The organism is Tepidamorphus gemmatus, assembly GCF_004346195.1.
Lineage (GTDB): Bacteria > Pseudomonadota > Alphaproteobacteria > Rhizobiales > Tepidamorphaceae > Tepidamorphus > Tepidamorphus gemmatus.
In genome coordinates, this window is the sequence record NZ_SMAK01000002.1 from 1 (window position 1) to 19,332 (window position 19,332).

The following is a 19,332-nucleotide window of genomic DNA, read 5'->3' on the forward strand; positions in this document are numbered from 1 at the left end:
CGACGGTCGGCGCGGATCGCGCCGGCGAGCCCGGCATTGGCGCCGGAGGTCCAGACGAGTCGGCCATGCCGGAACCAGCCGTCGGCGAACGGACCCAGCCCGGACACGGTGAGGATACGATCGTCGGTGGCAGCGGTGACACTGCCCGTCGCCTTGAACGCCGCGGCGTCCAGATCGACCTTGCAGCGCGCATCGCCCAGGTCCGCGTCGCAGATCCTCTGATAGGTGCGGCCCTGCGTCTGGTCGAGCGCCTGGGCGAGGCCGCGCAGCTCGGCGGTGAAGGCCAGCTCGCCTCGGATCACCTCGCCGATCGTCCCCCGGCGCATCAGCACGCGCTGATCGGGATCGGCCCAGTTCACCCGCCAGATCTCGACCTCGGCGCCGTCGTAGAGGCCGGCACGGATATCCGCTTCGGTAATGGCGGCCGAGGACAAGGCGCCGTCCACGTCGAGGTTGTCGACGGACAGGCCGAGGCTCGAGGCGATCTCGCTCGCCGAGAACCCGCTCGCCGCCTCGTAGATCACCCCGTCGAATTGGATCGGACGGTCGTGGTCGGTGAAGCCCATCACCTGTGCATCCGTCCGGGTAAGCTTCCAGCACCAGGCGAGCGTCGTGGTGCCCGTATCGAGGTGCGCCTGCATGCCCGCTGGAAGCGTCTTCATCGCCTGATCTCGATAAGCGGAATGGAGGTGATCGACCCGAGGCGCTCAACGTCCATGGTGATGTCGAGCCGGTCGGTGTCGAAGCGCACCGGCACGTCGAACTCGAAGCCGGCGGTGACGGCTAGGCCGTTCCCGGGCGGCGTCATGAAGGTGACGATGCCGGTAGTCTCGTCGAGCGTGTAGTGGACGCCCGGAGTCCGCAGCACGCCATTGACGGCAACCTGCACCGTTCCCGAGACCGGTTTGACGATGGCGCGCGTCCAGGATTGCGCGCCGGAGGCGTAGTGCTTCACCAGCTGGAACGCCGTCGTCGTGCCGTCGCCGGTGCCGATCTGCTGGTCGGTTACCGCTGGCGTCTGCGACGGCAGGCAGGACTTGAAGTCGGCCCAATCCTTGAACCGGAAGCCGTGGAGCCGACCGTTCCGCGCCTCGAAGAAGGCGACGACGGCGGCGAGATCGCCGGCGCGGCGGATACCGTAGGCCACATCATAGCGCCGGCGCGAATTGGCCCAGCTGGCGTTGCGTTCCTCGAAGCCCGAAGCAAGTTCGACAATGCGCGTGCGGCGCTCCGGTCCGCCGCGCGCGCCGCGGCTGATGTCGTCGGGAAACCGCACCTCGTGAAACGCCATCACAACCCCCGCGATCCGAAGGCGACCGCCCGCGCGATGTCGGAGGCGATCTGCGTGCGGGACTGCCGGAAGCTCTCGGCATCGCGGGCATTGATCGTGACGTTGACGGTCGGCGCGGCGGTGGTGCCGTAGCCTGCTGCCTCTCGCCGCGAGAGCACGCGCTCACCACGTTGCAGGATCGCAGGCACTTCGTCGGGCCTGAGCCCCGCCCAGCCACCGGAATGCATGCGTGGCGCTCCGGCAAAGGCCAGTGCGGGCACGATGCGGCCCGGTCCCGCAGAACCGACCATGCCGCCGGCGTGCAGGATGTTGGCGAAGATCCCGCCGCCGAGATTGCCCAGAACACCGGAAAGCACGCCTGCCAGCGGGCCGAGGATGAAACGCCGGGCTGCTAGCTGTGCCAGATCGGCGATCAGCGAGGTGACCAGGTCGCCGAACTTCAGCCTGCCGGTCTTCACGAACTGCCCCACCGCGTCCTCGGCGCTGCGGAACGCTCCCACCAATGCGTTGCCGATGTCGCCGCCGATCTCCCGGGCCCGGCCGGCATAATCCGAGAGCGCCGCCGTCACCGCCTGCCAGCCGGTCAGCGCACGCTCCGCCCCTTCGCCAGTGGCGGTTCCGGCATCGCGGGCAGCACCTCCGGCGCCATTGGCCGCGGCAGTGGTGTCATCGAGCCTGGCCGCCAGTGCATCGGCGGAGGTCGCGGCGTCCGTCAGCGCGGTCTCGGCCTCCGTGCCGGACCCGGTCACGGCATCCTTCAGCGCCTGCCAGGCGGCCAGCGGCCGGGTCGCTGCATCGGTCAACATACCCGCGGCCTCGCGATAGGCATCGGCTCGGGCGCGGGCGTCCTCGGCCATGGCCCCGAGGCCGAGATCGGGCGGTGCGATATAGGTCCGAGAAAGCGCCGCCGAGAACGCATCGGCCGCCGCGGTGCCGGCCGCCGTCGCCACCCCCTCGAACGGGTTGTCGATCCGGCTCAGGTCCACCGCGTCGAGCGTGCCGATCCGCACGCCGCCTTCGCCGGTCGCCCATTCCGGCAGCAGGGCCAGCGCGGCGTTCAGCGTCTCGATGAAGCTGTTGATGCGGGTGACGACGCCGTTCAGCATCGTCTCGACCCCGCCGATCAGACCGTTCGCGGCCTGGTAGGCGAAATCGCCGATGGCACCCGGCAGGCTGCCCCAGATCGCCACCGCGCCGTCATAGGCCCCTTGGAAGATCGCGACGGTGCGGTCGCCGAAACTCACGACGCCCGCGACGGTCCCGTCGAGCGCCGAGAGCGCGGCGGCCTTCAACCCCTCCCATCCGGCCGCCATGCGAGCCAACGCGGCGTCGAGCGCGAGCCCCACCCGCGACCAGACCTCGGAGGCCAGATCGGAGAGCAGCCGGAAGGCCTCGCCGATCCCGCCCACGCGGGCGACAAATTGGGACAGCTGAAAGATCAGCTCGCCCACACCGACGATCAGCGCACCGATGCCGGTGCGGATCAGCGCCCCGCGCAGGACGACAAGCGCCGTGGCGAGACCGCGGACCGAAAGCGCGGCAGCGGCCAGCCCGGCGACCCAGCGACCCGCGAGGAAGGTTGCGAAGGTCACGGCATAGGTGGTCAGGCGGCCGATATTGTCGAAGAGACCGCGGATCGCGATGCCGAGCGGGCCGGTGCGGCTGGCAATGGCCGCCATGGCGTTGGCAACCGCTTCGAGCGCCGGGGCCGCGGCGACGGCCAGCTGGTTCGAGAGGCCGCGCCAGATCAGCCCGAGCCGGGAGATCGCGTCGTTCGTGCGCTCGATCTGGTCGGCGTCCTGCTCCGAGACCACGACGCCGAAGGCGAGCACGTCCTCCGTCGCCTGGCGCAGCGTCGCGGTGTCGATCCGCGACATGGCGATGGAGCCTTCCTCGCCGAAGAGCTGGCCCGCGACGGCCGCGCGCTCGGCGGCAGGCACGAAGCTCTCGATGGCCGCGTTGATCGCGCCGACGCGCTGGTCCAGCGGCAGGGCGATCAGCTCGTTGGCGGAAAGGCCGAGCCGCTCCAGCGCATCGGCGGCGGGGCCGGTCCCGGCGGCCGCCTGGCTCAGTCGCCGCGTCAGATCCTTCGTCGCCTGCTCGATGCCGGACATGGACACGCCCGCCAGCTCGCCCGCGCGTTCCAGCGTCTGGATCGAGGCGACCGTGGTGCCGAGCGACTGAGCCAGCTTGGCCTGCGCATCCATCGTTTGTAGGCCGGACCGGATCATCGCCACGCCAGCAGCGGCAGCGGCGGCCACGGCAGCCGCTGCCGCGACCCGCACCCGCCGCGAGAAGGCCGCCAGCCGGGCGTTCGCCGCCTCCATCTCCCGGCTCAGCCGTCCGAAGCCGCGCGATCCGGCCTCACCGACACCTTCCAGTTCGGCGCGCACCTGCCGTCCGCCGACCGCAGCAAGACGGACGCTGACGCGTTTCTCGGCCATCGGTCAGACTCCTTGCTTTCGCCTTATAGGCGTCTTACGTTTATGCCATCGATCAAGTGAAGGTATGACCATGGCCGAGACCGCGACCCTGTCCTCGAAGTTCCAGATCTCGATCCCCAAGGCGATCCGGGCCGCCCAGCACTGGGAGGCCGGGCTGACCTTTGCCTTCATCCCGAAAGGCACGGGCGTCCTGCTGGTCCCGGTGCCCAAGCGGGACGCGCTGAAGGGGCTCGCGCGTGGCGCGTCCGCCACCGATTATCGCGACCGGACGGATCGGTTCTGATGATCCTCGTTGACACGTCGGCGTGGATCGAGTGGCTCATCGGCTCGCCGACCGGCGAGACGCTGTCCGAACATCTGCCCGAACAGGGCGAATGGCTGGTCCCGACCATGGTCCAGCTCGAGTTGGCGAAATGGCTGACGCGCGAGGTCGGCGAGGACAAGGCCGATCAGGTCGTCGCCTTCACGCAGGTCTGCCACGTCGTCCCGCTCGACACCGAGATCGCGCTGGCGGCCGCGGAAGCCTGCCGCGAGCACAAGCTCGCCACCGCCGACGCCATCATCTTCGCAACCGCCCGCGCACAGGGCGCGACGCTGCTGACCTGCGACGCGCATTTCGAGGGGCTGCCCGGCGTCTCGCTGATCGAGAAGATCAAGACCTGAAACCCGGGGCGCCATTCGCCGCCAGCTCCTCGTTCAGCTTCCGGACCATCACCGCCTCGATGACGGGCAGCAGTTCGGCCATGGCGGGTGCGGAGATGCCGAGCGCGTCACCGAGCGCCAGCGCCGCCGACATGTCCCAACCGATCACCGCGCCGGGCAGCACACGCAGCTGGCCGCCGAGACGGCCGACCAGGTCCCAGACCTGCCAACCCTCCGGTGTTTCCGGACGGTTCAGCCGCGCCGGGCAGTCCGGGCAGATTTGCGTGCAGGCGTCGCAGTATCGCTCGCCCCCGCCGAAATACCATTCGGCGAGAGCGCGGAGGCGTTTTTTTCCTGCTCCAGCAGCAGACCCTTCGAGACGTAGGTCAGCTGAAAGGCCTCGAAGATCGGCCAGATATCGAGCAGCGCGTCGATGGACTCGGGGCTCGGGTCGATGGGATTGCCGTCCGCATTGCCGATACCCTCCCAGGCGAGCACCGCGCGGCGTGCCAGCGCCTTTGCGAAGGCGACCGCGCGTTCCTCGTCGGAAGCCTCCTCCGGCACCGCCTCGACAGCCGGATCGCTGCGCGTCGCCACCATCAGCGCGGTGGTCAGCGGGCGCAGCTGCACCCGCACGCCGGGCGAGAGGTCATGCCAGCGCGGGGTGTTGGTCAGGTCGAGCGTCAGCATCAATAGGTCTCCACATCGTTCACGAGGGTTGCGGTGCACATCCGGCCGACGGTGCTGTCGCGGGCGGCCTGCCAGTCGAAGGTCGCCTGCACGCCCTGCGGCCCGGAGATTTCGATGCGCGGGCGCGGCAGGTAGACGGCGTGTACGGTGAAGGTGAGGCTCTCGCCGGACGGCAGGACGTAGGCGAACTCCATCTCGCAGGCCTCGCCGTTGATCGCCTGCGTCACCAGCGTCTGGTCGGCGAAGCGGACCTCGATCCGGCCGGTCAGCGCCGCGATGGACGGGTCCGCGCCGTCGATGCGCCCGTCCGAGCGGATGGTCTCGATCCGGTCGAGGTTGTTGGCATAGGTGATTTCCGCCGAGACCACATTGCCGAGTGCGGTGCCGTTGCGCGTGATCGCCCCGTTGAAGTGGCCGAAGCGCTTCAGCTCCAGCGCAGCGGGCGTTCCGGCGCTGGTCGTCGTGCCCACCGTCTCGCCCTGCGCCACCAACCGCGCCGTCGCGGTCAGCAGTCCCGACCGCTGCATCTGCCAGGTGATCTGGTCGAGCACGCAGCCGGAATACATCGCGTAGCGCGGCACCTCCGGCATGCCGGTCTCGATCGACATGCTGGGCAGCGTCCATGACCCCGACTGAAACTCGTGGGTGTACGGCGCCTCCGCGCCGGTGGTCGTGGGTGCGCCGAACGCCGCCTTCAGCCAGAACCCGAAGGCCTCCGCGTCGAGCGGCACGACGACATCGCCGTCTGCCGTGACCGCGTCCTTGATCGGCGCCAGCGGATCGCGGCCGTAGCCCAGCAGCTCCGAGTTCAGCAGCGGCTGCTCCGCGCCGAGCGAGGTGCTGGCGAACGGCATCTTCGTGAAGCCGCTCGCCGGCGGCGTGCCATAGGTGGTCTCGAAGGCGAGCGCCATCTGCGCCCGCGCTCCTTGCGCGCGTGCCATGTCGGTGTCCTTGTCTCAGAGAATCAGGTGAGCGGGTCGGCGCTCGCGTAGTGCAGCACCACAGGGATGACCGCCGCCTTGAGCGTCGCGGCTCCTTCGACGGCGAGATCGATTGGCCGCGGCGCCTCGGCCTCGACCCAGTCGCAGAGCCCGCCGAGCGTGCGGTCAGCGGCGAGTACCGCGCCGATGCTGGCGGTCAACGTGTCGAAGTCGGCGTCACGGTCGGCGCCCTGCACGACCGCCTCGATCTCGGCGCGGTGCTGGTAGTGGTAGCGCAGCGGCGACAGCGTCACCTCGGGCTCCCCCGGCTCGCCGTCGCGGAGGATCAAGAGGCCCCCGGCCGGCACGCGCTCGGGCAGCACGTCGCCGCGGAGCGCGGTGGCTGGTAGCGTCTGCAGCATGGCGTGCAGCGCGGCGAGGATGGTTTCGCGTGGGGTGGGCATCGAGCCCTCGAAGCTGCGAGATAGGTCTGGATGGGTCCGGTCAGTCTCCCCGATGCAGAAGCTCTGTCAGCCGCGCGGGCAGATCGCGCCGGCCGTGCAGGAAATCGATGACGATCACCCGGTCGGGCTCGTCCAGGAAGACGATCAGGTGCTCGCCGGAGCGGGTGAAGCGCAGATCCTCGGGCAGGCGCGGGTCGATCACCTTGGCGCAGCTCTGCCACGGCGCCTCGCCCCGCGCGATTGCCGCGCAGCGGTCGATCAGGTCGGCTTCATAGGCCTCGGCCTGTCGCGGGCCGAATGTCTCGATGGTCCAGAGCGCGATGTCGAGGAGCGATGCTTTGGCTGCCCGCGTCAGGCGCCACGGCTTGCCGCTCACCTCGCCGACCGCGCGGCGCGGAAGGCCCGCCGGATGGCGTCCTCACCCGAGCCCTCGGCAAGATCGCCGCGCCGGGCCTGGTCGAGGCCGGTCTCGAGCCGCGCGCGCAGGGCGTCGAGTTGCGCCTCCTCGCGTTCCAGAAGCCGCAGCCCCGCGCGCAGGGCCTCGCTGGCGTTCTGGTAGCGCCCCGAGGCGACCAGACGATCGACCAGCGCGGACTGGCTTTCGGTGAGGACGACGTTTCTCGTGGCCATGGCGCATTCTCCTTCATTGGCAATATATGCCAATCAGAGGAAGCTGTCGACCATGGGCGTCAGAGGCGGGTTTCAACCCACTTCGCCACGATCAGCCCCGGCACGCTGTCGAGCGCTTGCTCGGCGTCGCGGTCGAGATCGAGCCGCTTCGGCAGCTTGACCTGCGGCACCAGCAAAAAGATTGGCGCGGTGACCTGGTTGCGACCTGTCTTCGAGCGTGACGCCACCGCCTGGCCGCGGGTGTTGATGCGGGCGCGGTCTGCGACCAGCAGGCTCGGCCCGCGGCGGCGATAGACGAAGCGCAGGCGCAGGCCGGTGCGGCGCTCCCATTCGCCGGGAGTGATCTTGCCGCCGCGCAGGCCACGCCCTGCGGCTTCGGTCGGGATCGCGAGCCAGAACCCCTCTTTCGAGCGGATCAGCGGGCCGGTGTCGTGGGCGCCGACGATGACCGGGGCCTTTGACCAGACCAGCGCCGCGGCGTTCAGGCTCTCGCCGGCCTTCGGATAGGTCTGGCTCCGGATCGAGTTCGCCAGCCGCCGTCCGAGCCCCGCGCCGGTGATCTGGCCGCGCCAGGCGGCCTTCAGCCCGGTTCCGGCCTCGCGCATGGCAGCGGTGACGGCCTTCTCGCCGGCCTTCACCTCGGCGGCCATGGCGGCGACAAGGTCCGGCGTGATGTCGAGCTTCAGCTTCATGCAGGGCGCAGGTCCACCGTCCAGACGAGCCGCTCGCGGTCGCGGACGGGCTCGCCCTGGATCATAAAGGCCTCGCCGTCGATCTCGATGCGGTCGCCGGGGCGTGGGTCCGCCACCTTGGCGAGGCGCAGATCCAGCCGGGTGGTTTCGGACCAGATGCGCGCCTCGCCGAAGTTGGTGACGTCGTCCGGCCGGCGCAGGATCGCGCGGACCAGCGCAGACGCTCCGCCCTCGGCGGTGTAGACGACGTCGCGCGCCAAATGCGCGTCGGCGAAGAGCGCGTCGAGGGCAACTGCGAAGGCGGACATCAGGTCCGTCTGGCCTGTCGCAGCACCTGCGGCCGGGTGCAGATCGGGAGCGGATTGCTCTCGATCTCGAGCCGCACCCACTCGTCGCGATCCCGGTCGGGGATCGTGCGGGCGTAGAGCGGCTGGCCGAGGGTGTTGACGGTCTCGAAGGTGTCGGCCGGGGCATAGTAGATCTCGAAGAGCCCCTCGATCCCCTCGGGATAGAAGAAGGCCTTGTCGGTCGGCACGGTGAAGCCGACGCCGCCCCGGTAGCGGCGGAAGGTGATGCCGCCGAAGCTGACCTCGTCGGCCACCCGGCCGCGCAGATCGGCCGCGGCGGCGGTGTTGAGGTAGGTCTCCCGCACCTCCTTGTGGGCCACGAGATCGGCGAAGAAGGCCGAACCGCATTCGGCGCGGATCTGCACGGCGCCGGCCGAGAGCCCGCCCATCGAGTCCTCGACGCTCTCGATCAGCGCCTGGCAACGCTTGCGCAGCGCGCCCGAGGCGGGGGTCGCGTTGTCGAGGTCGAAGTCGATCTCGGCCGCGGGCGTGATGCCGAACTCGGTGAAGTAGTTCACGACCGTGGCGTGGTCCTTCGGGTCCTTCACCAGACCCTGGATGCCGTTCAGGAGGTGGTATTCGAAGGTCGTCTCGGCGTCCTGGCGGAGCTTCCTGAGCCTGTACGCCACTTCGGTCTGCACCTGCTGGGTGGCGCTCTCCGAGCCGAAGTCGCGGACGGACTGGATCTCGGAGGCCCAGAGCACGTCCTGCTTCTTGAACTGGCGACAGACAAAGGCGCGCATCTCGCGCCGGTCCGGAACCTGCTGCTCGTAGGCCGAGCCGCGCTCCGAGAACGGGATCAGCGAGAGCGTACCGTCGCGGCTCTCGATCACGACCGTGCGGGAGCGCACGCCGCGCGGGCTGAAGAGGTTCGAGCCCGAGAGCAGAGCGGGCTTGTAGGGGATGTTCTCGAGCGCACGGGTGAGCTCGACGATGGTGAAGGCATCCTATATCTTGCTTGCAATTCCGCTATCAAACACAATAGAAACCACAGCAAAGAGAAGTCAATGAGACTGCGGGCAGTCAAGATCAACAACTTCAAGGCCATTGACGAGGCGACGATCGACCTTGCCGATTTTACCGTGATCGTCGGAGCGAATGGATCGGGCAAGAGCTCTGTTCTGCAGGCGCTCCACTGGATGTTCCAGTCCGGACGGAGCCGCAAGATCGAGCCCCGCGCAGATGTGACCAAGGCGCGCGTCCTGTCGGAGAAGGACGCAAGCTACATGCCGACGCCACAGTATCGCGCGGCCGGATATGCCGCCGATTACGGCAACAAGCAGGGCGCGCCGCAGTTCACGCTGGAGGTCGAGGCCAAGGACGCGCAAGGCAAGGCGCACGAGGCAAACATGTGGATCCGTTCCGCCCACAACGAGGGCATCTCGGTCCATATCCCGTCCGGCAATGCGATCACCAGCCTGATCCGGGACAAGCGCGAGATCAGCGCCTACATCCCCGGCCTTGCCGGCATCCCCCTGCAGGAGGAACGGCGCGGAAAGTTCATCGTCGCGCGCCAGGCCGCAGCGGGCGACGCCAATACGGTCCTGCGCAATATCCTGCTGCGCCTCAAGGAGAACGATCAAGAGGGGTTCGAGCGGCTGCAGGCGCTGGTATCGGAGGTGATGGGCCCTCTCGCACTTCAGGTGTCGTTCGAGGAAGCAGAGAGCGGAACGATCACGGCCGAATTCCAGACCGAGCCAATGCGTCAGGCCGATCAAAGGCGCTTCAAGCCGCTCGAACTCGCGGGCATCGGATTCCTGCAGGTGATACAGATCTTCGCCTATCTCGTCTACTTCCGCCCGGTCCTTCTGCTGGTTGACGAACCGGATTCCCACCTGCATCCGGCCACGCAGGAACGGCTGATCCGGGTGCTTGCCAGGGCCGCGGCGGCATTCGACACCCAAGTCATCGTGACCACCCATAGCCCCTCGGTCATCCGGGCGCTGCCGGCGGAGGCGCGCGTCGTCTGGATGCGGGATGGCAAGGTGCAGCCGAATGGGGATACTGCCGGTCGCCAGATGATGGGCTGGGGTCTGCTCGACAAGCGCATTCTCCTTCTGACCGAAGACAAGAAGACGAACCTGCTGCGTGCGATCCTTGCGCAATGGCCCGACCTCGAGCGCACGATTGCGATCTGGCCGCTGCATGGCTCGGGCAGGCTTCTCGATCCGGCGGGCTGCGCGTCGCTGCAGGCGCTTATGGGCGACTCGATGAAGATCGTCCTGCACCGCGACCGCGATTTCATGATGCCGAACGAGGCAGAGGCGTTCTGCAAGCCCTATGCGGACAAGCACGTCACGGTCTGGCTCACCCGGCAGGCCGATATCGAAGGCTATTGGTGCGAGGTGCCGGTGATTGCCGGGCATTTCGGCATCGATGCGCAGACAGCCCGATCGTGGCTCGATTCCGCAGTGGAAAGGGCTAAACAAGGTAAAGCTGATGCGGGATGTCGCAACAGCAAACGCCATGCGATCCGGAACCAGCCGCCACTGAGATCACTCGCCGAGAAGGGCCAACTCAATGCGGCGTCGGACAAGGACGTGGTAACTGAGTACGGGAAGAACGGCGCGCAGCATGTCATCCTTGGCAAGACATTGGTGTCGCAGGTCCGCGCGGTTGCCCAATCCAACGGGAACAAGGCTGCGTCATCCTTTGGCGACAGTCTTCCTGCTGAATTGGGTGTCCCCGTTGCTGAAGACCTCAAGGCGCTCCTCGAAGATCTCCTGCAATGAATTTTTGCGGTCCGGAAGCGTCCAGAATACGCGGCAGAGCTGATGCGCGAGCACGCCGTGCTGCAGCTGGCCGATGCGGCGGCGGAACTCGACAAGCTCGGCGCGCAAGCTCGAGTAGTTCGCCTGCCGGACATCGCCGGTGACGAGGTGATAGGGCAGCCCCAGCGAGGCCGCGACCGAGAGCAACGTGCGATACTGGAACGCCTCGTAGCCCCCGCCCACGTCCGCGGGCGAGGAGAACTTCACGTCCTCGCCCGGCAGCAGCACCTGCATCGTGCCGGGCTCGAGGCTCGCGATGGCGGCGCCGTCCGCGTCCACCACGCCTTCGCCCATCATCGGCTCTTCCGGCGCCGTCTTCGTGATGAAGCCCGCGAACATCGCCGCGGTCTTCTTCCGGTCGAGCTCGGCGTCGTCGTACTGGTCGAGCAGAAACAGCCGCACCATCGCCGGCGCGACATGCGGCAGTCCGCGGATCTGCCCCGCGTCGATGGGCCGGTAGACGTGGAGCACGTCTGTCGCGGGCACGCGCACCGTCTCCGGGATCACTGCCCCTTGGTCGGTGCTGTCGCCCGGGTGGCGGCGGCGGAAGTGGTAGGCCACCCGTCGCCCGATCGCATTGAACTCGATCCCGCAGCGGATGCGGTTGCCGTTCGCCGCGGTCTCGGTCTTCTCGAAGGGCAGCATCTCGGACTGGAGAAGCTGCAGTTGCAGGGGGACCAGCAGACCGTCCTCCGCGCGACGGGGTCGGAGCCGGACGAAGCACTCGCCCGCCACGAACATCTCGCGCGCGACCATGGCTTGCAGGCCGTAGAAGTCGGTCAGTCCGTCCGCATCGGCCTCGTCGGTCCAGGCGAGCCAGAGCCGTTGCACGCGGTCGCGCAGCGCGGGATCGGCAATCAGCGACGATGGCTTGATCCCGTCGCCGACGAGGTTCGCGGCGAAGGCCTCGCAGGCGTTGGCGGCGTAGCCGTTGGTCACGACCAGCTCGCGCGAGCGCGCCAGGAGCCGCGGGCCGCCCGACGCGACCAGCGCGTTGATGTTCTCGAGCGGCGGGTTCCACCCGCGCAGCCGGCGCTTGGCCATGGCGCCTTCGAGGCGGGCCCGCACGGCAGCGGGGCCGCCGGCGGACCGGCGGCGGAAGCGGTCGAAGAGGCCCATCGATCAGAGTCCCTTCGCCGTCGTCACACGCAGCTGCCGGACGATCCGGCGCCCCTCGGCCGCGGCGATCTCGCGGTCGAGCGCCTCGATGGCCCGGTCGATCTCGGCGACGCTGCGATAGTCCACGGTCTTGCCGTCATAGCTTACCCGCGCCACCCCCGAGGACCGCTGCGCAGTCAGCGCATCGCGGCGGGCGCGGAGCTCTGCGGCCGTGGCCATGGATCACCTCATGTAGCTCGAGCGCACCGTGCGCCGGCGCGGCATTGGTCGTGTCGGGACGGATGGCGCCGTTGCCGCACCGGCCTCGGGCCCGTCCTGCCTCTTCACCCCGAGTTGCGCTTCCAGATCGGCCCAGCGTGCTTCTGGCCAGCGATCGGCGCCCGCGATCCACGCCGCCGCGCGGGCATAGACCCGAGTATCCAAGGCCTCGTTGCGCTCGCGGAGCTTCTGCCATTCGAGCCGTGCGAAGCCGCGTTTCGTGCGCACCGTCACCAGCTGCTCGGCCGTCAGCTGCTTGAGCCATTCGCCGTCCGCCCAGTCCGGCAGGTGGATCGTGCCGGGCGGGCACTTCGGTGCGTCGGCGTTCGGCGGACTTGCGTCGCCCCACCGGGGCGACGGTTCCGCCTCACCCTGCCGCAGGAAGCGATAGGTCTCGGCCTTGAAGGTCGAGGTGGCCACGGTCCAGAGCCGGGCCCCGCGCCGCAGACGCTTGCCCGCGACGGTGGCGTCGACATAGGTCGGCCCGGTCACCGGACTCGACCGGTTGAAGCCTTCGAGCCCCTTCACCGGCGCCACCTGCGCAAAGCCCACCTGGCGCGACCAGGCATAGACCGCGCTGGTCTCGTAGCCCGTGTCGATTGCGAGCCGGGCCAGCGCCATTGGCTGTCCGGAGGCATGCGCCCATGTCCGCCCGAGCAGGTCCGTCAGGCGCTGCCAGCAGGCCGGATCGCCGGGCCCGCCCTCGAGCACGAGGTGGTCGACGAGCCAGCTTTCCAGACCCCGGCCCCAGGCCCAGACGTCGACCTCGATCCGGTCCTTCTGAACGTCGGCGCCCGCGGTCAGGAAGAGCCCTCGCTGCGGCACCGTGCCTGGAGCCCATGCCTCGCGCCGGTCCGCCAGCCTCTGCCAGTCGGGCGCCTCGCCGGTCTCCATCCAGGTCTCGCCGAGGAAGGTGTTCCGGAACGCCCGCATCGCCTCGTCGCTGCCCCGTGCCGCCTCATGCGCCCGCGCGATCCGCTGCCAGCTGAGCCACCCGACCGGCGAATAGAGCGCCGAGAGGTGGTAGCCGACCGTGGTCGGATCGGCGGCCGTCGTGGTCGCGCGCCACTCGCCGCGCTCGAGCATCTGCGTCTTGTGGTGCTCTGCGATGGTCCGCTCGCAGCCCTCGCAGTGATATTCCGCCGTCTCCGGGCGGCCCTTCTGCCAGCGCAGCCGGTCGAACTTCAGCCACTGCATCGCGTCGCAATGTGGGCACGGCACGAAGTACCGCCGCTGATCGGAGGCCTCGAACTCCCGCTCGATCCGGCTCAAGCCCCGGATGGTCGGCGTCGAGACCAGGAACACCTTGCGCCGGTGGGCGAAGGTCAGCGACCGCGCCTCCGCCAGCGTCACCGGATCGCCCTCCTCGTCGGCCGAGGCCGGATAGGCGTCGACCTCGTCGAGGAAGATGTACCGAGCCGGAGTCGACCGCAGTCCGACCGCCGAGTTCGCGCCCGTCATGATCAAGATGCCGCCGGCAAACTCCTTCGACAGCATCGTGTTGCCCGCATCGCGGGATCGCGCAGGCTTCACCCGCTCCCGCAACTCGGGGCTCTCGTCGATCAGCGGATCGATCCGCTGCCGCGAGTTGCGTTTGGCCAGTTCCACCGTCGGCTGGACGGCCAGCATCGGCCCCGGCGCCTGGTGGATGGCGAACCCGATCCAGTTGTTGCCGGCCTCGGTCGCGCCGACCTGCGCGGCCTTCATGAACACGATCCGCTGGGTCGGATCGCTCGGCGACAGCCGGTCCATGATCTCACGCATGTAGGGCGTGCGCGCGGTGCGATAGCGCCCCGGTTCGGCGGAAGCCCGGCCCGACAGCATCCGGTGCTTGTCGGCCCACTGCGAAACGGTCAGATCGGGATCGGGCGTCAGCCCCGCGCTCCAGGTGCGCAGAATTTCCACCGCACCGTCGAAATCCGTAAGGCTGTCATCATCACCGGAAGTCAGGCCGGACCTCGGCAAGTTCGTCGAGGTGGGCACGGACATGTTTTTCCAAGGCCTTCTGCATTGCGGCCGGTTCCACGCCCAGTTCCGCCGCCATCAATGCCGACGACCGCGCGGGCCAGTTCACCCACGCATCGCGCTCGTCGCGCGCGAGCCGGAACATCAGCGTCTCCGCCCGCGCACGGTCGACCAGTTCCCCCTTCAGCTTCTGAAGCCGGATGCGCCGCTCCTGCGCCTTCAGCACCTCGTTCGCGGTCTTGGCCTGCAGAAACGTCGTTCCGCCGCCGACGGCCGGCGCGGTCAGTCCCTGTTCGCGCAAGGTGTCGCCCACAGCGGCGACGGCGGCCTCGGGCACGGGCTTCAGCTTCGGCGCAGGCGACTTGCGGGTCTTGGACGGGTCCGTCGTCTCGGCACGCCTGGCGTCGCTGGCCGCCGCGTTGATGCTGCCGTCGGGATAGAGGACCAGCCGCTCGGCAGTCTTCGCCTTCTGGATCGCGCCCCGCGACAGCCCGACATGGGCGGCATACTGGCGCTCGCTCATGCCCTGCATCGACGGCTCCGATTATCATTCTGAATCAGTCGCTTATCGAGTTGATAAGCGTCGCGGACAGAGGGAACGTGTCTCCAGAAGGACGATGCAACTCACCACGGAGCCACCCCGATGACCCGCCGCGCGACCGACAGTGAGACCGCTCCCGCCACCGGTTCGAGGGAGCGGTCGAACAAAGCCCTCGAGGCCTTCATCGCCGCCAAGTCCGAGATCGACGCGATGCTCGAGCGGCTCGCCGCCCTGAGCGCGGACCATTTCGAGACCAGCCCCGACGCGATCAACTGGGGCCATGTCGGCACCCTGAACCACTATCGCGCCAAGCTGCGCGAGATCACCGACATGGCCTTCAGCGAAGGCGAACACGCCGAGTGAGACGACCCGCTCGCGGTCCTGCCCGCCGACTGGCGGGCTCGACCTCGTAGAAGGGCCCGCATCCTGCGCGCCCCGATACGGGAGACGACGATGACCAAGCTTTCCGACACCCAAGCCCTGATCCTGAGCGCCGCCGCCCAGCGGCCCGAGCACATCGCCCTGCCGCTGCCCGACAGCCTGCGCGGCGGGGCCGCCGCCAAGGTGGTCGGCACGATGCTCGCCAAGGGGTTCCTGCAGGAGGTCGACGCCGACCTGCGCAACGGCGAGCCCGTCTGGCGCGAGACCGGCGACGGCCACGGCGTCACGCTGGTCGCCACCGACGCGGGCCTCGCCGCCATCGGCATCGAGCCCGAGGACGCGAACACCGCGCCAGCGGGCGCGACGGACGCGCCGACCGAGGAGTCCGCGCCGGACACTCCCAAAGAACCTGAGGCCGCGCCCAAGACGCGCAAGCCGCGCGAGGGAACGAAGCAGGCGAAGTTGATCGAGATGCTGCGTGCCGAGGGCGGCGCCACCATCGACGAGATCGTCACCGCCTTGGACTGGAGACCGCACACGGTGAGGGGTGCGCTTGCCGGCGCGTTGAAAAAGAGACTCGGCCTGACGATCACCTCTGACAAGATCGAGGGGCGCGGCAGGGCGTACATGATCGCCGAGGACTGACACCGCATATCACGACGGTCCCGATGCCGCCGTCCCGCATGGGGCGGCGGTCCCTTATTCCAAGCTCCGCATCCGGATCGCCTCGAACAGCCTGCGCAGCAGATAGCCCCGCGCCAGCGACACGCCCACGAAGGCGAGGCCGATGGACAGATGCTCCGCGAGGCCCGTCTCGATCCCGAACCACGGGAACACGACGATCTGCGTGGCGATGGCCAAAACGTAGCCGACGACAACGTTTGCCGCGGCCTCGACCATCGACATGGTCCGGCTCTGCTTCATCGCAGGCTCTCCAGAAACGCCATCACGAACTCCGCCGCGAGCGGCGGTACGATCGCATTGCCGTAGCCCCGCAGCAGCCCCATGCGCCCGGGTATCCCATCAGCCAGCGGGAATGTTCCGGACTCAACGGGCCGCCAGCCGCCATCGCGGCAGAGGAGCCAGTCCGGATCTCGCCAGACGCCGTCCGTCGCGCAGGTCCCGGCGGGGTCGGCGACTTCGACCAGTTCACCAGCTTCACCGTCCTGCGGCTCGCATCCGTGTTGCCGGCCGCATTGTAGCTTTCTGTCGCTGGCGAGCCTGCCATCGCCGTCGGCCAGCCCGCCAGCCAGACCTGCCGGCCGAGCAGCGCATTGATTGGCACCGCCGAGCATTCCGATCCGTCCTTGTGATCCCGCGCCGAGGCCGTAGCCCAACCCGCGAGTGACTGTGTCCGCGGCGACGGCGCCGAAGAACAGCCGCTGGCGGATGTGCGGCGCGCCGATGCCCGCAGCCGGCAGATCGGCCGCCGCGACGGCGTAAGATGCCGCTTCCAGGTCAGCCGCCAGAGCGTCGAACCACGCCCAGCCAGCCTTGCCTTCAGCCGCCGTTCGAGCCGCGCCGTCAACTGGTCCGAGCACTGCCGCGCTCGCGACCTGCTCGCCGAAGACGAGCTCCGGGCGGCAGGCTGCGACGAGTCGCAGAAGCCGGGGCGAGGTGGCGTTCATCGTCCTGTCCCTTGCGCTGCCCGGCCTGGCTGAAGGGCTGGCAGGGCGGCGAGCCGGTCCAGACGGGCAGATCCTCGGCCACGCCAGAAAGGCGCAGCGCATGAGGCCAGCCGCCGATCCCGGCGAAGAAATGGCATTGCGCGAAGCCGCGCAGGTCGGCGGGCTCCACCTCGAGGATGGAGCGCTCATCCACATCGCCGGCCGGCAGGAGCCCGGCCGCGATCAGCTCCCGCAACCAGGCGCAGGCCGCGGGATCGGCATCGTTGTAGTAGACGGCCATCAGGCAGCGGCATCGGCCTTGTCGCCCAACCTTTCGACCTTGATCTCGGCGAAGGTCCGACCGTTTCCGTCGAGGATCGCGTCGCGCCCCGTCTCGGCCTGCCATCGCTCGACGGCGACGTCGACGTAGGCCGGGCTGATCTCCATTGCGAAGACGCGCCGACCATTGGCTTCGCCCGCCATGATCTGCGAGCCGGAGCCCGAGAACGGCTCGTAGCAGAGCCCGCCACGCGCGACGTGCTGGCGCATGGGGATGCCGAAGGCGTCGAGTGGTTTCGGCGTGGGGTGGTCGGGGCGCTCGTCCTTGGCGAAGGACGGCATTTCCCAGGTCGAGGGCAGCGTTTCCTCGGCCACCTTCGGCGGCCGGTTCGGGCGGCGCCACCCCATGAAGCAGGGCTCGTGCTTCCAGAGGTAGTGGGACCGCGTGAGCACCCCGCGGTCCTTCACCCAGATGATCTGCTGGTGCACGAAGGCGCCCGCCTTTTCCCAGCATGACTCGAGCATCGCCTCGGCAACGGCCGCAGCGATGAACCCGTCGTAGAGTTCGGCGCCCTGCGAACTGTCGTCCCAAGTCGTGCCGTAGGACGCGGACCAGTCCTTGTTGCGGGTCGGATGGTTCGAGCCGTCGTAGTCCACGAGATACGGCGGGTCGGTCGCGAACAGCACCGCGCGCTCGCCGTTCATCAGGCGGCGCACATCGTCATGGTTCGTGCTATCACCGCAGAGCAGCCGGTGATCGCCGAGGATCCACAGATCGCCCGTGCGCGACGCCGGGTTGCGCGGCGGCTCGGGGATGGTCACCGGAGGCACGGAGCCTCCGGCGCCACCCTCTTCACCGTCGTCTTCCGCGACGTAGGCCAGCAGCTTGTCCAACTCGCCATCGGAGAAGCCGACCAGCGACAGGTCGAAATCCTCGGCCAGCAGGTCGTTCAGTTCGGCCGAGAGAAGCAGTTCATCCCATTCCGCCCAGTTCGCCGACTGGTTGGCCAGCAGACGGAACGCCTTGATCTGCGTCTCCGACAGCTCGTCGGCGAGGACCACGGGCACGGTGTCGAGACCGAGCAGGCGCGCCGCCTTCAGCCGCAGATGCCCGTCGACCACCAGCCCGTCGCTGCGCGCGACAATCGGGATGCGGAAGCCAAACTCGACGATGGCCTGTGCCATCCGGTCGACCACGTCGTCGTTCTTGCGCGGGTTGCGCTCGTATTCGACAAGGCGGCCGATGGGCCATTGTTCAAGCTGCAGCGCGTTGGCCGGCATGGGCGGAACTCTTGAGCATGTGAAGGGTCACCGTTCGGCGCGCATGGATGCTGCAGAACAGGACGAGCCTGGTGACGGGGAGCGGCGGTTCGACCGCCTCGACATCGTGGAACACGCTCTCCACGCGCTTGTGGCAGGCGCGGCAGAGCGGGATCAGGTTGGTCGGTGAATTGTCCCGCGTGAGTCGGAACGGGATGATGTGGTGCACCTGAAGGTGCCTGGTCCTTCCGCAGCAGGCGCAGAATGGCGTCTGCCGGAGCGCAGCCTTGCGGATCGTTTTCCAGCGCGAACCTCGCCCGCGGATGCGCGGCGTCCGGCAGAGATGGCGCTCGTAGCAGGACCGCGAGCAGAACCGCCCGCCGGAGTTCGTGCGATCGGAAAGGACCGACCTGGCGATGCGAAACGAGGCGCCGCAAGTCGCGCAGGTCCGTTCGACCGATTGCGCCGCGTGGCGACAGGCGCGGCTGCAGAACCGCTGGCGGCTGCTCGGCGGCGCCGGGAAGACCCTGCCGCAGTGACGGCAGGTCTCTCGGTTTCGATCCGCGGATCGCCCGCGTCGGCCTTGCGCGAGCGTCGGCCGCGCGGCGCACGGTCGGCACCGGGTGGCCGGGTTGTCGGCGCGCACTTCCTCGACCTTGCCGCACGCTGCGCAGGTCCGGAGGCGCATCCCGCGGTTCCGTGACCTGGCGCACGGCGCGACGGCGTCCGTGCTCGCCGCAGTGCCGTGCGCGAGGGTCATGCAGGTTCCTGTCGATGATTGATTGGCATCCGCTGGGTGGACCCCGGCGCGATGGGGTCCACCGGCTTCCGGTTGGACTCCGGCATCCGCGGGGTATCCACCCCGCGCGGCCAATCAGGTGCTTGAATTCACGAGGGTTTCAGGGCGCCGCGGGTGGACGCTGGACTCCGGTGGCTTCCCAAAAATCCGGCCCTGTCGCTGGCGAAATGCCGAGCCAAGCCCGCCAGCATACGTTTCGGCCCGGAAAGGAACCGGAAAACAAAGGCTTGGC

26 protein-coding genes are annotated in these 19,332 nt (G+C 68.7%); 5 read left to right on the forward strand and 21 right to left on the reverse strand.

What is annotated here, in order from left to right; all coding sequences use genetic code 11:
- The 3 genes from EDC22_RS02870 to EDC22_RS02880 form a co-directional block, all read right to left on the reverse strand.
- Window positions 1-662, reverse strand: a 662-nt coding sequence (locus EDC22_RS02870; RefSeq protein WP_132805127.1) for a DUF2163 domain-containing protein, incomplete at its 3' end; no start/stop codon positions are given.
- Window positions 659-1,291: a DUF2460 domain-containing protein gene (locus tag EDC22_RS02875; RefSeq protein ID WP_132805128.1), complete on the reverse strand. Its 633-nt coding sequence runs from the start codon at window positions 1,289-1,291 to the stop codon at window positions 659-661. The genes EDC22_RS02870 and EDC22_RS02875, both read right to left, overlap by 4 nt.
- Complete coding sequence (locus tag EDC22_RS02880) at window positions 1,291-3,735, reverse strand: phage tail tape measure C-terminal domain-containing protein (RefSeq protein ID WP_132805129.1); 2,445 nt, start codon at window positions 3,733-3,735, stop codon at window positions 1,291-1,293. The genes EDC22_RS02875 and EDC22_RS02880 overlap by 1 nt, the downstream gene beginning before the upstream one ends.
- A gap of 64 nt (window positions 3,736-3,799) precedes the next feature.
- On the opposite strand from EDC22_RS02880, the gene EDC22_RS02885 reads away from it, so the two are divergent.
- Both EDC22_RS02885 and EDC22_RS02890 read left to right on the forward strand, forming a co-directional pair.
- Window positions 3,800-4,018, forward strand: a complete 219-nt coding sequence (locus tag EDC22_RS02885; protein WP_281048259.1) for an AbrB/MazE/SpoVT family DNA-binding domain-containing protein — start codon at window positions 3,800-3,802, stop codon at window positions 4,016-4,018.
- Window positions 4,018-4,398: a type II toxin-antitoxin system VapC family toxin gene (locus tag EDC22_RS02890; RefSeq protein WP_132805131.1), complete on the forward strand. Its 381-nt coding sequence runs from the start codon at window positions 4,018-4,020 to the stop codon at window positions 4,396-4,398. The genes EDC22_RS02885 and EDC22_RS02890 overlap by 1 nt, the downstream gene beginning before the upstream one ends.
- On the opposite strand, the gene EDC22_RS17995 is transcribed toward EDC22_RS02890, so the two are convergent.
- The 9 genes from EDC22_RS17995 to EDC22_RS02935 form a co-directional block, all read right to left on the reverse strand.
- Window positions 4,388-4,561, reverse strand: a complete 174-nt coding sequence (locus EDC22_RS17995; RefSeq protein WP_425385503.1) for a DUF7697 family protein — start codon at window positions 4,559-4,561, stop codon at window positions 4,388-4,390. The genes EDC22_RS02890 and EDC22_RS17995 overlap by 11 nt on opposite strands.
- A 68-nt stretch (window positions 4,562-4,629) precedes the next feature.
- Window positions 4,630-5,067, reverse strand: coding sequence for a hypothetical protein (locus EDC22_RS02900; RefSeq protein ID WP_132805133.1), 438 nt, complete (start codon window positions 5,065-5,067; stop codon window positions 4,630-4,632).
- Entirely contained in the window at window positions 5,067-6,008 is a 942-nt protein-coding gene (locus tag EDC22_RS02905) for a phage tail tube protein (protein WP_132805134.1), read from the reverse strand. Before EDC22_RS02905 ends, EDC22_RS02900 begins: the two co-directional genes overlap by 1 nt.
- A 23-nt stretch (window positions 6,009-6,031) precedes the next feature.
- Window positions 6,032-6,451 carry an acyl-CoA transferase gene (locus EDC22_RS02910; RefSeq protein WP_132805135.1) on the reverse strand — a complete coding sequence of 140 codons (420 nt, stop codon included), beginning with the start codon at window positions 6,449-6,451 and terminating at the stop codon, window positions 6,032-6,034.
- A 40-nt stretch (window positions 6,452-6,491) separates the two neighbouring features.
- On the reverse strand, window positions 6,492-6,827 hold the full coding sequence (locus EDC22_RS02915) for a type II toxin-antitoxin system RelE/ParE family toxin (protein ID WP_132805136.1): 336 nt from the start codon (window positions 6,825-6,827) through the stop codon (window positions 6,492-6,494).
- Complete coding sequence (locus EDC22_RS02920; protein ID WP_132805137.1) at window positions 6,824-7,081, reverse strand: type II toxin-antitoxin system ParD family antitoxin; 258 nt, start codon at window positions 7,079-7,081, stop codon at window positions 6,824-6,826. The genes EDC22_RS02915 and EDC22_RS02920 overlap by 4 nt, the downstream gene beginning before the upstream one ends.
- Window positions 7,082-7,140: 59 nt before the next feature.
- Entirely contained in the window at window positions 7,141-7,773 is a 633-nt protein-coding gene (locus tag EDC22_RS02925) for a DUF6441 family protein (RefSeq protein ID WP_132805138.1), read from the reverse strand.
- The gene (locus EDC22_RS02930; RefSeq protein WP_132805139.1) at window positions 7,770-8,081 is read right to left on the reverse strand and encodes a head-tail joining protein; all 312 of its coding nucleotides are present in this window, start codon (window positions 8,079-8,081) and stop codon (window positions 7,770-7,772) included. Before EDC22_RS02930 ends, EDC22_RS02925 begins: the two co-directional genes overlap by 4 nt.
- Window positions 8,081-9,055 (reverse strand): major capsid protein, encoded by a 975-nt coding sequence (locus tag EDC22_RS02935; protein ID WP_132805140.1) that lies wholly within the window; start codon window positions 9,053-9,055, stop codon window positions 8,081-8,083. The genes EDC22_RS02930 and EDC22_RS02935 overlap by 1 nt, the downstream gene beginning before the upstream one ends.
- Window positions 9,056-9,127: 72 nt before the next feature.
- Here EDC22_RS02935 and EDC22_RS02940 point away from each other — a divergent pair, with 72 nt between their 5' ends.
- Window positions 9,128-10,852: an AAA family ATPase gene (locus tag EDC22_RS02940; RefSeq protein WP_132805141.1), complete on the forward strand. Its 1,725-nt coding sequence runs from the start codon at window positions 9,128-9,130 to the stop codon at window positions 10,850-10,852.
- Here EDC22_RS02940 and EDC22_RS02945 read toward each other — a convergent pair.
- Genes EDC22_RS02945 through EDC22_RS02960 form a run of 4 tightly spaced genes read right to left on the reverse strand, consistent with a single transcriptional unit; the run spans window position 10,766 to window position 14,765 of the window.
- Window positions 10,766-12,010, reverse strand: coding sequence for a phage portal protein (locus EDC22_RS02945; RefSeq protein WP_207903681.1), 1,245 nt, complete (start codon window positions 12,008-12,010; stop codon window positions 10,766-10,768). The genes EDC22_RS02940 and EDC22_RS02945 overlap by 87 nt on opposite strands.
- A 3-nt stretch (window positions 12,011-12,013) precedes the next feature.
- Window positions 12,014-12,229 carry a phage head-tail joining protein gene (locus EDC22_RS02950; RefSeq protein WP_036731884.1) on the reverse strand — a complete coding sequence of 72 codons (216 nt, stop codon included), beginning with the start codon at window positions 12,227-12,229 and terminating at the stop codon, window positions 12,014-12,016.
- 3 nt (window positions 12,230-12,232) lie between these two features.
- A complete protein-coding gene (locus EDC22_RS02955) occupies window positions 12,233-14,173 on the reverse strand; it encodes a phage terminase large subunit family protein (RefSeq protein WP_245499602.1) in 1,941 nt (646 codons plus the stop codon).
- Window positions 14,174-14,204: 31 nt separating this feature from the next.
- Window positions 14,205-14,765 (reverse strand): hypothetical protein, encoded by a 561-nt coding sequence (locus EDC22_RS02960; RefSeq protein WP_132805143.1) that lies wholly within the window; start codon window positions 14,763-14,765, stop codon window positions 14,205-14,207.
- A gap of 111 nt (window positions 14,766-14,876) precedes the next feature.
- Between EDC22_RS02960 and EDC22_RS02965 the strand changes: the two genes are divergently transcribed.
- Together EDC22_RS02965 and EDC22_RS02970 are read left to right on the forward strand one after the other, a co-directional pair.
- Entirely contained in the window at window positions 14,877-15,137 is a 261-nt protein-coding gene (locus tag EDC22_RS02965) for a hypothetical protein (RefSeq protein ID WP_132805144.1), read from the forward strand.
- A gap of 90 nt (window positions 15,138-15,227) precedes the next feature.
- Window positions 15,228-15,800 (forward strand): DUF3489 domain-containing protein, encoded by a 573-nt coding sequence (locus EDC22_RS02970; protein ID WP_132805145.1) that lies wholly within the window; start codon window positions 15,228-15,230, stop codon window positions 15,798-15,800.
- 54 nt (window positions 15,801-15,854) lie between these two features.
- Here the strand turns inward: EDC22_RS02970 and EDC22_RS02975 are convergent, their stop codons facing one another.
- From EDC22_RS02975 to EDC22_RS18175, 5 genes are read right to left on the reverse strand one after another with little or no spacing between them, the layout of a single operon-like run.
- Window positions 15,855-16,079, reverse strand: coding sequence for a DUF7220 family protein (locus tag EDC22_RS02975; RefSeq protein ID WP_132805146.1), 225 nt, complete (start codon window positions 16,077-16,079; stop codon window positions 15,855-15,857).
- Entirely contained in the window at window positions 16,076-16,783 is a 708-nt protein-coding gene (locus tag EDC22_RS02980; protein WP_207903682.1) for a hypothetical protein, read from the reverse strand. Before EDC22_RS02980 ends, EDC22_RS02975 begins: the two co-directional genes overlap by 4 nt.
- Window positions 16,680-17,063 (reverse strand): DNA cytosine methyltransferase, encoded by a 384-nt coding sequence (locus tag EDC22_RS18000; protein WP_207903683.1) that lies wholly within the window; start codon window positions 17,061-17,063, stop codon window positions 16,680-16,682. The genes EDC22_RS02980 and EDC22_RS18000 overlap by 104 nt, the downstream gene beginning before the upstream one ends.
- Complete coding sequence (locus EDC22_RS02985) at window positions 17,063-18,322, reverse strand: DNA modification methylase (RefSeq protein WP_132805147.1); 1,260 nt, start codon at window positions 18,320-18,322, stop codon at window positions 17,063-17,065. Before EDC22_RS02985 ends, EDC22_RS18000 begins: the two co-directional genes overlap by 1 nt.
- Entirely contained in the window at window positions 18,297-19,061 is a 765-nt protein-coding gene (locus tag EDC22_RS18175; protein ID WP_132805148.1) for an HNH endonuclease, read from the reverse strand. Before EDC22_RS18175 ends, EDC22_RS02985 begins: the two co-directional genes overlap by 26 nt.
- Between the last annotated feature and the right edge of the window lie 271 nt (window positions 19,062-19,332).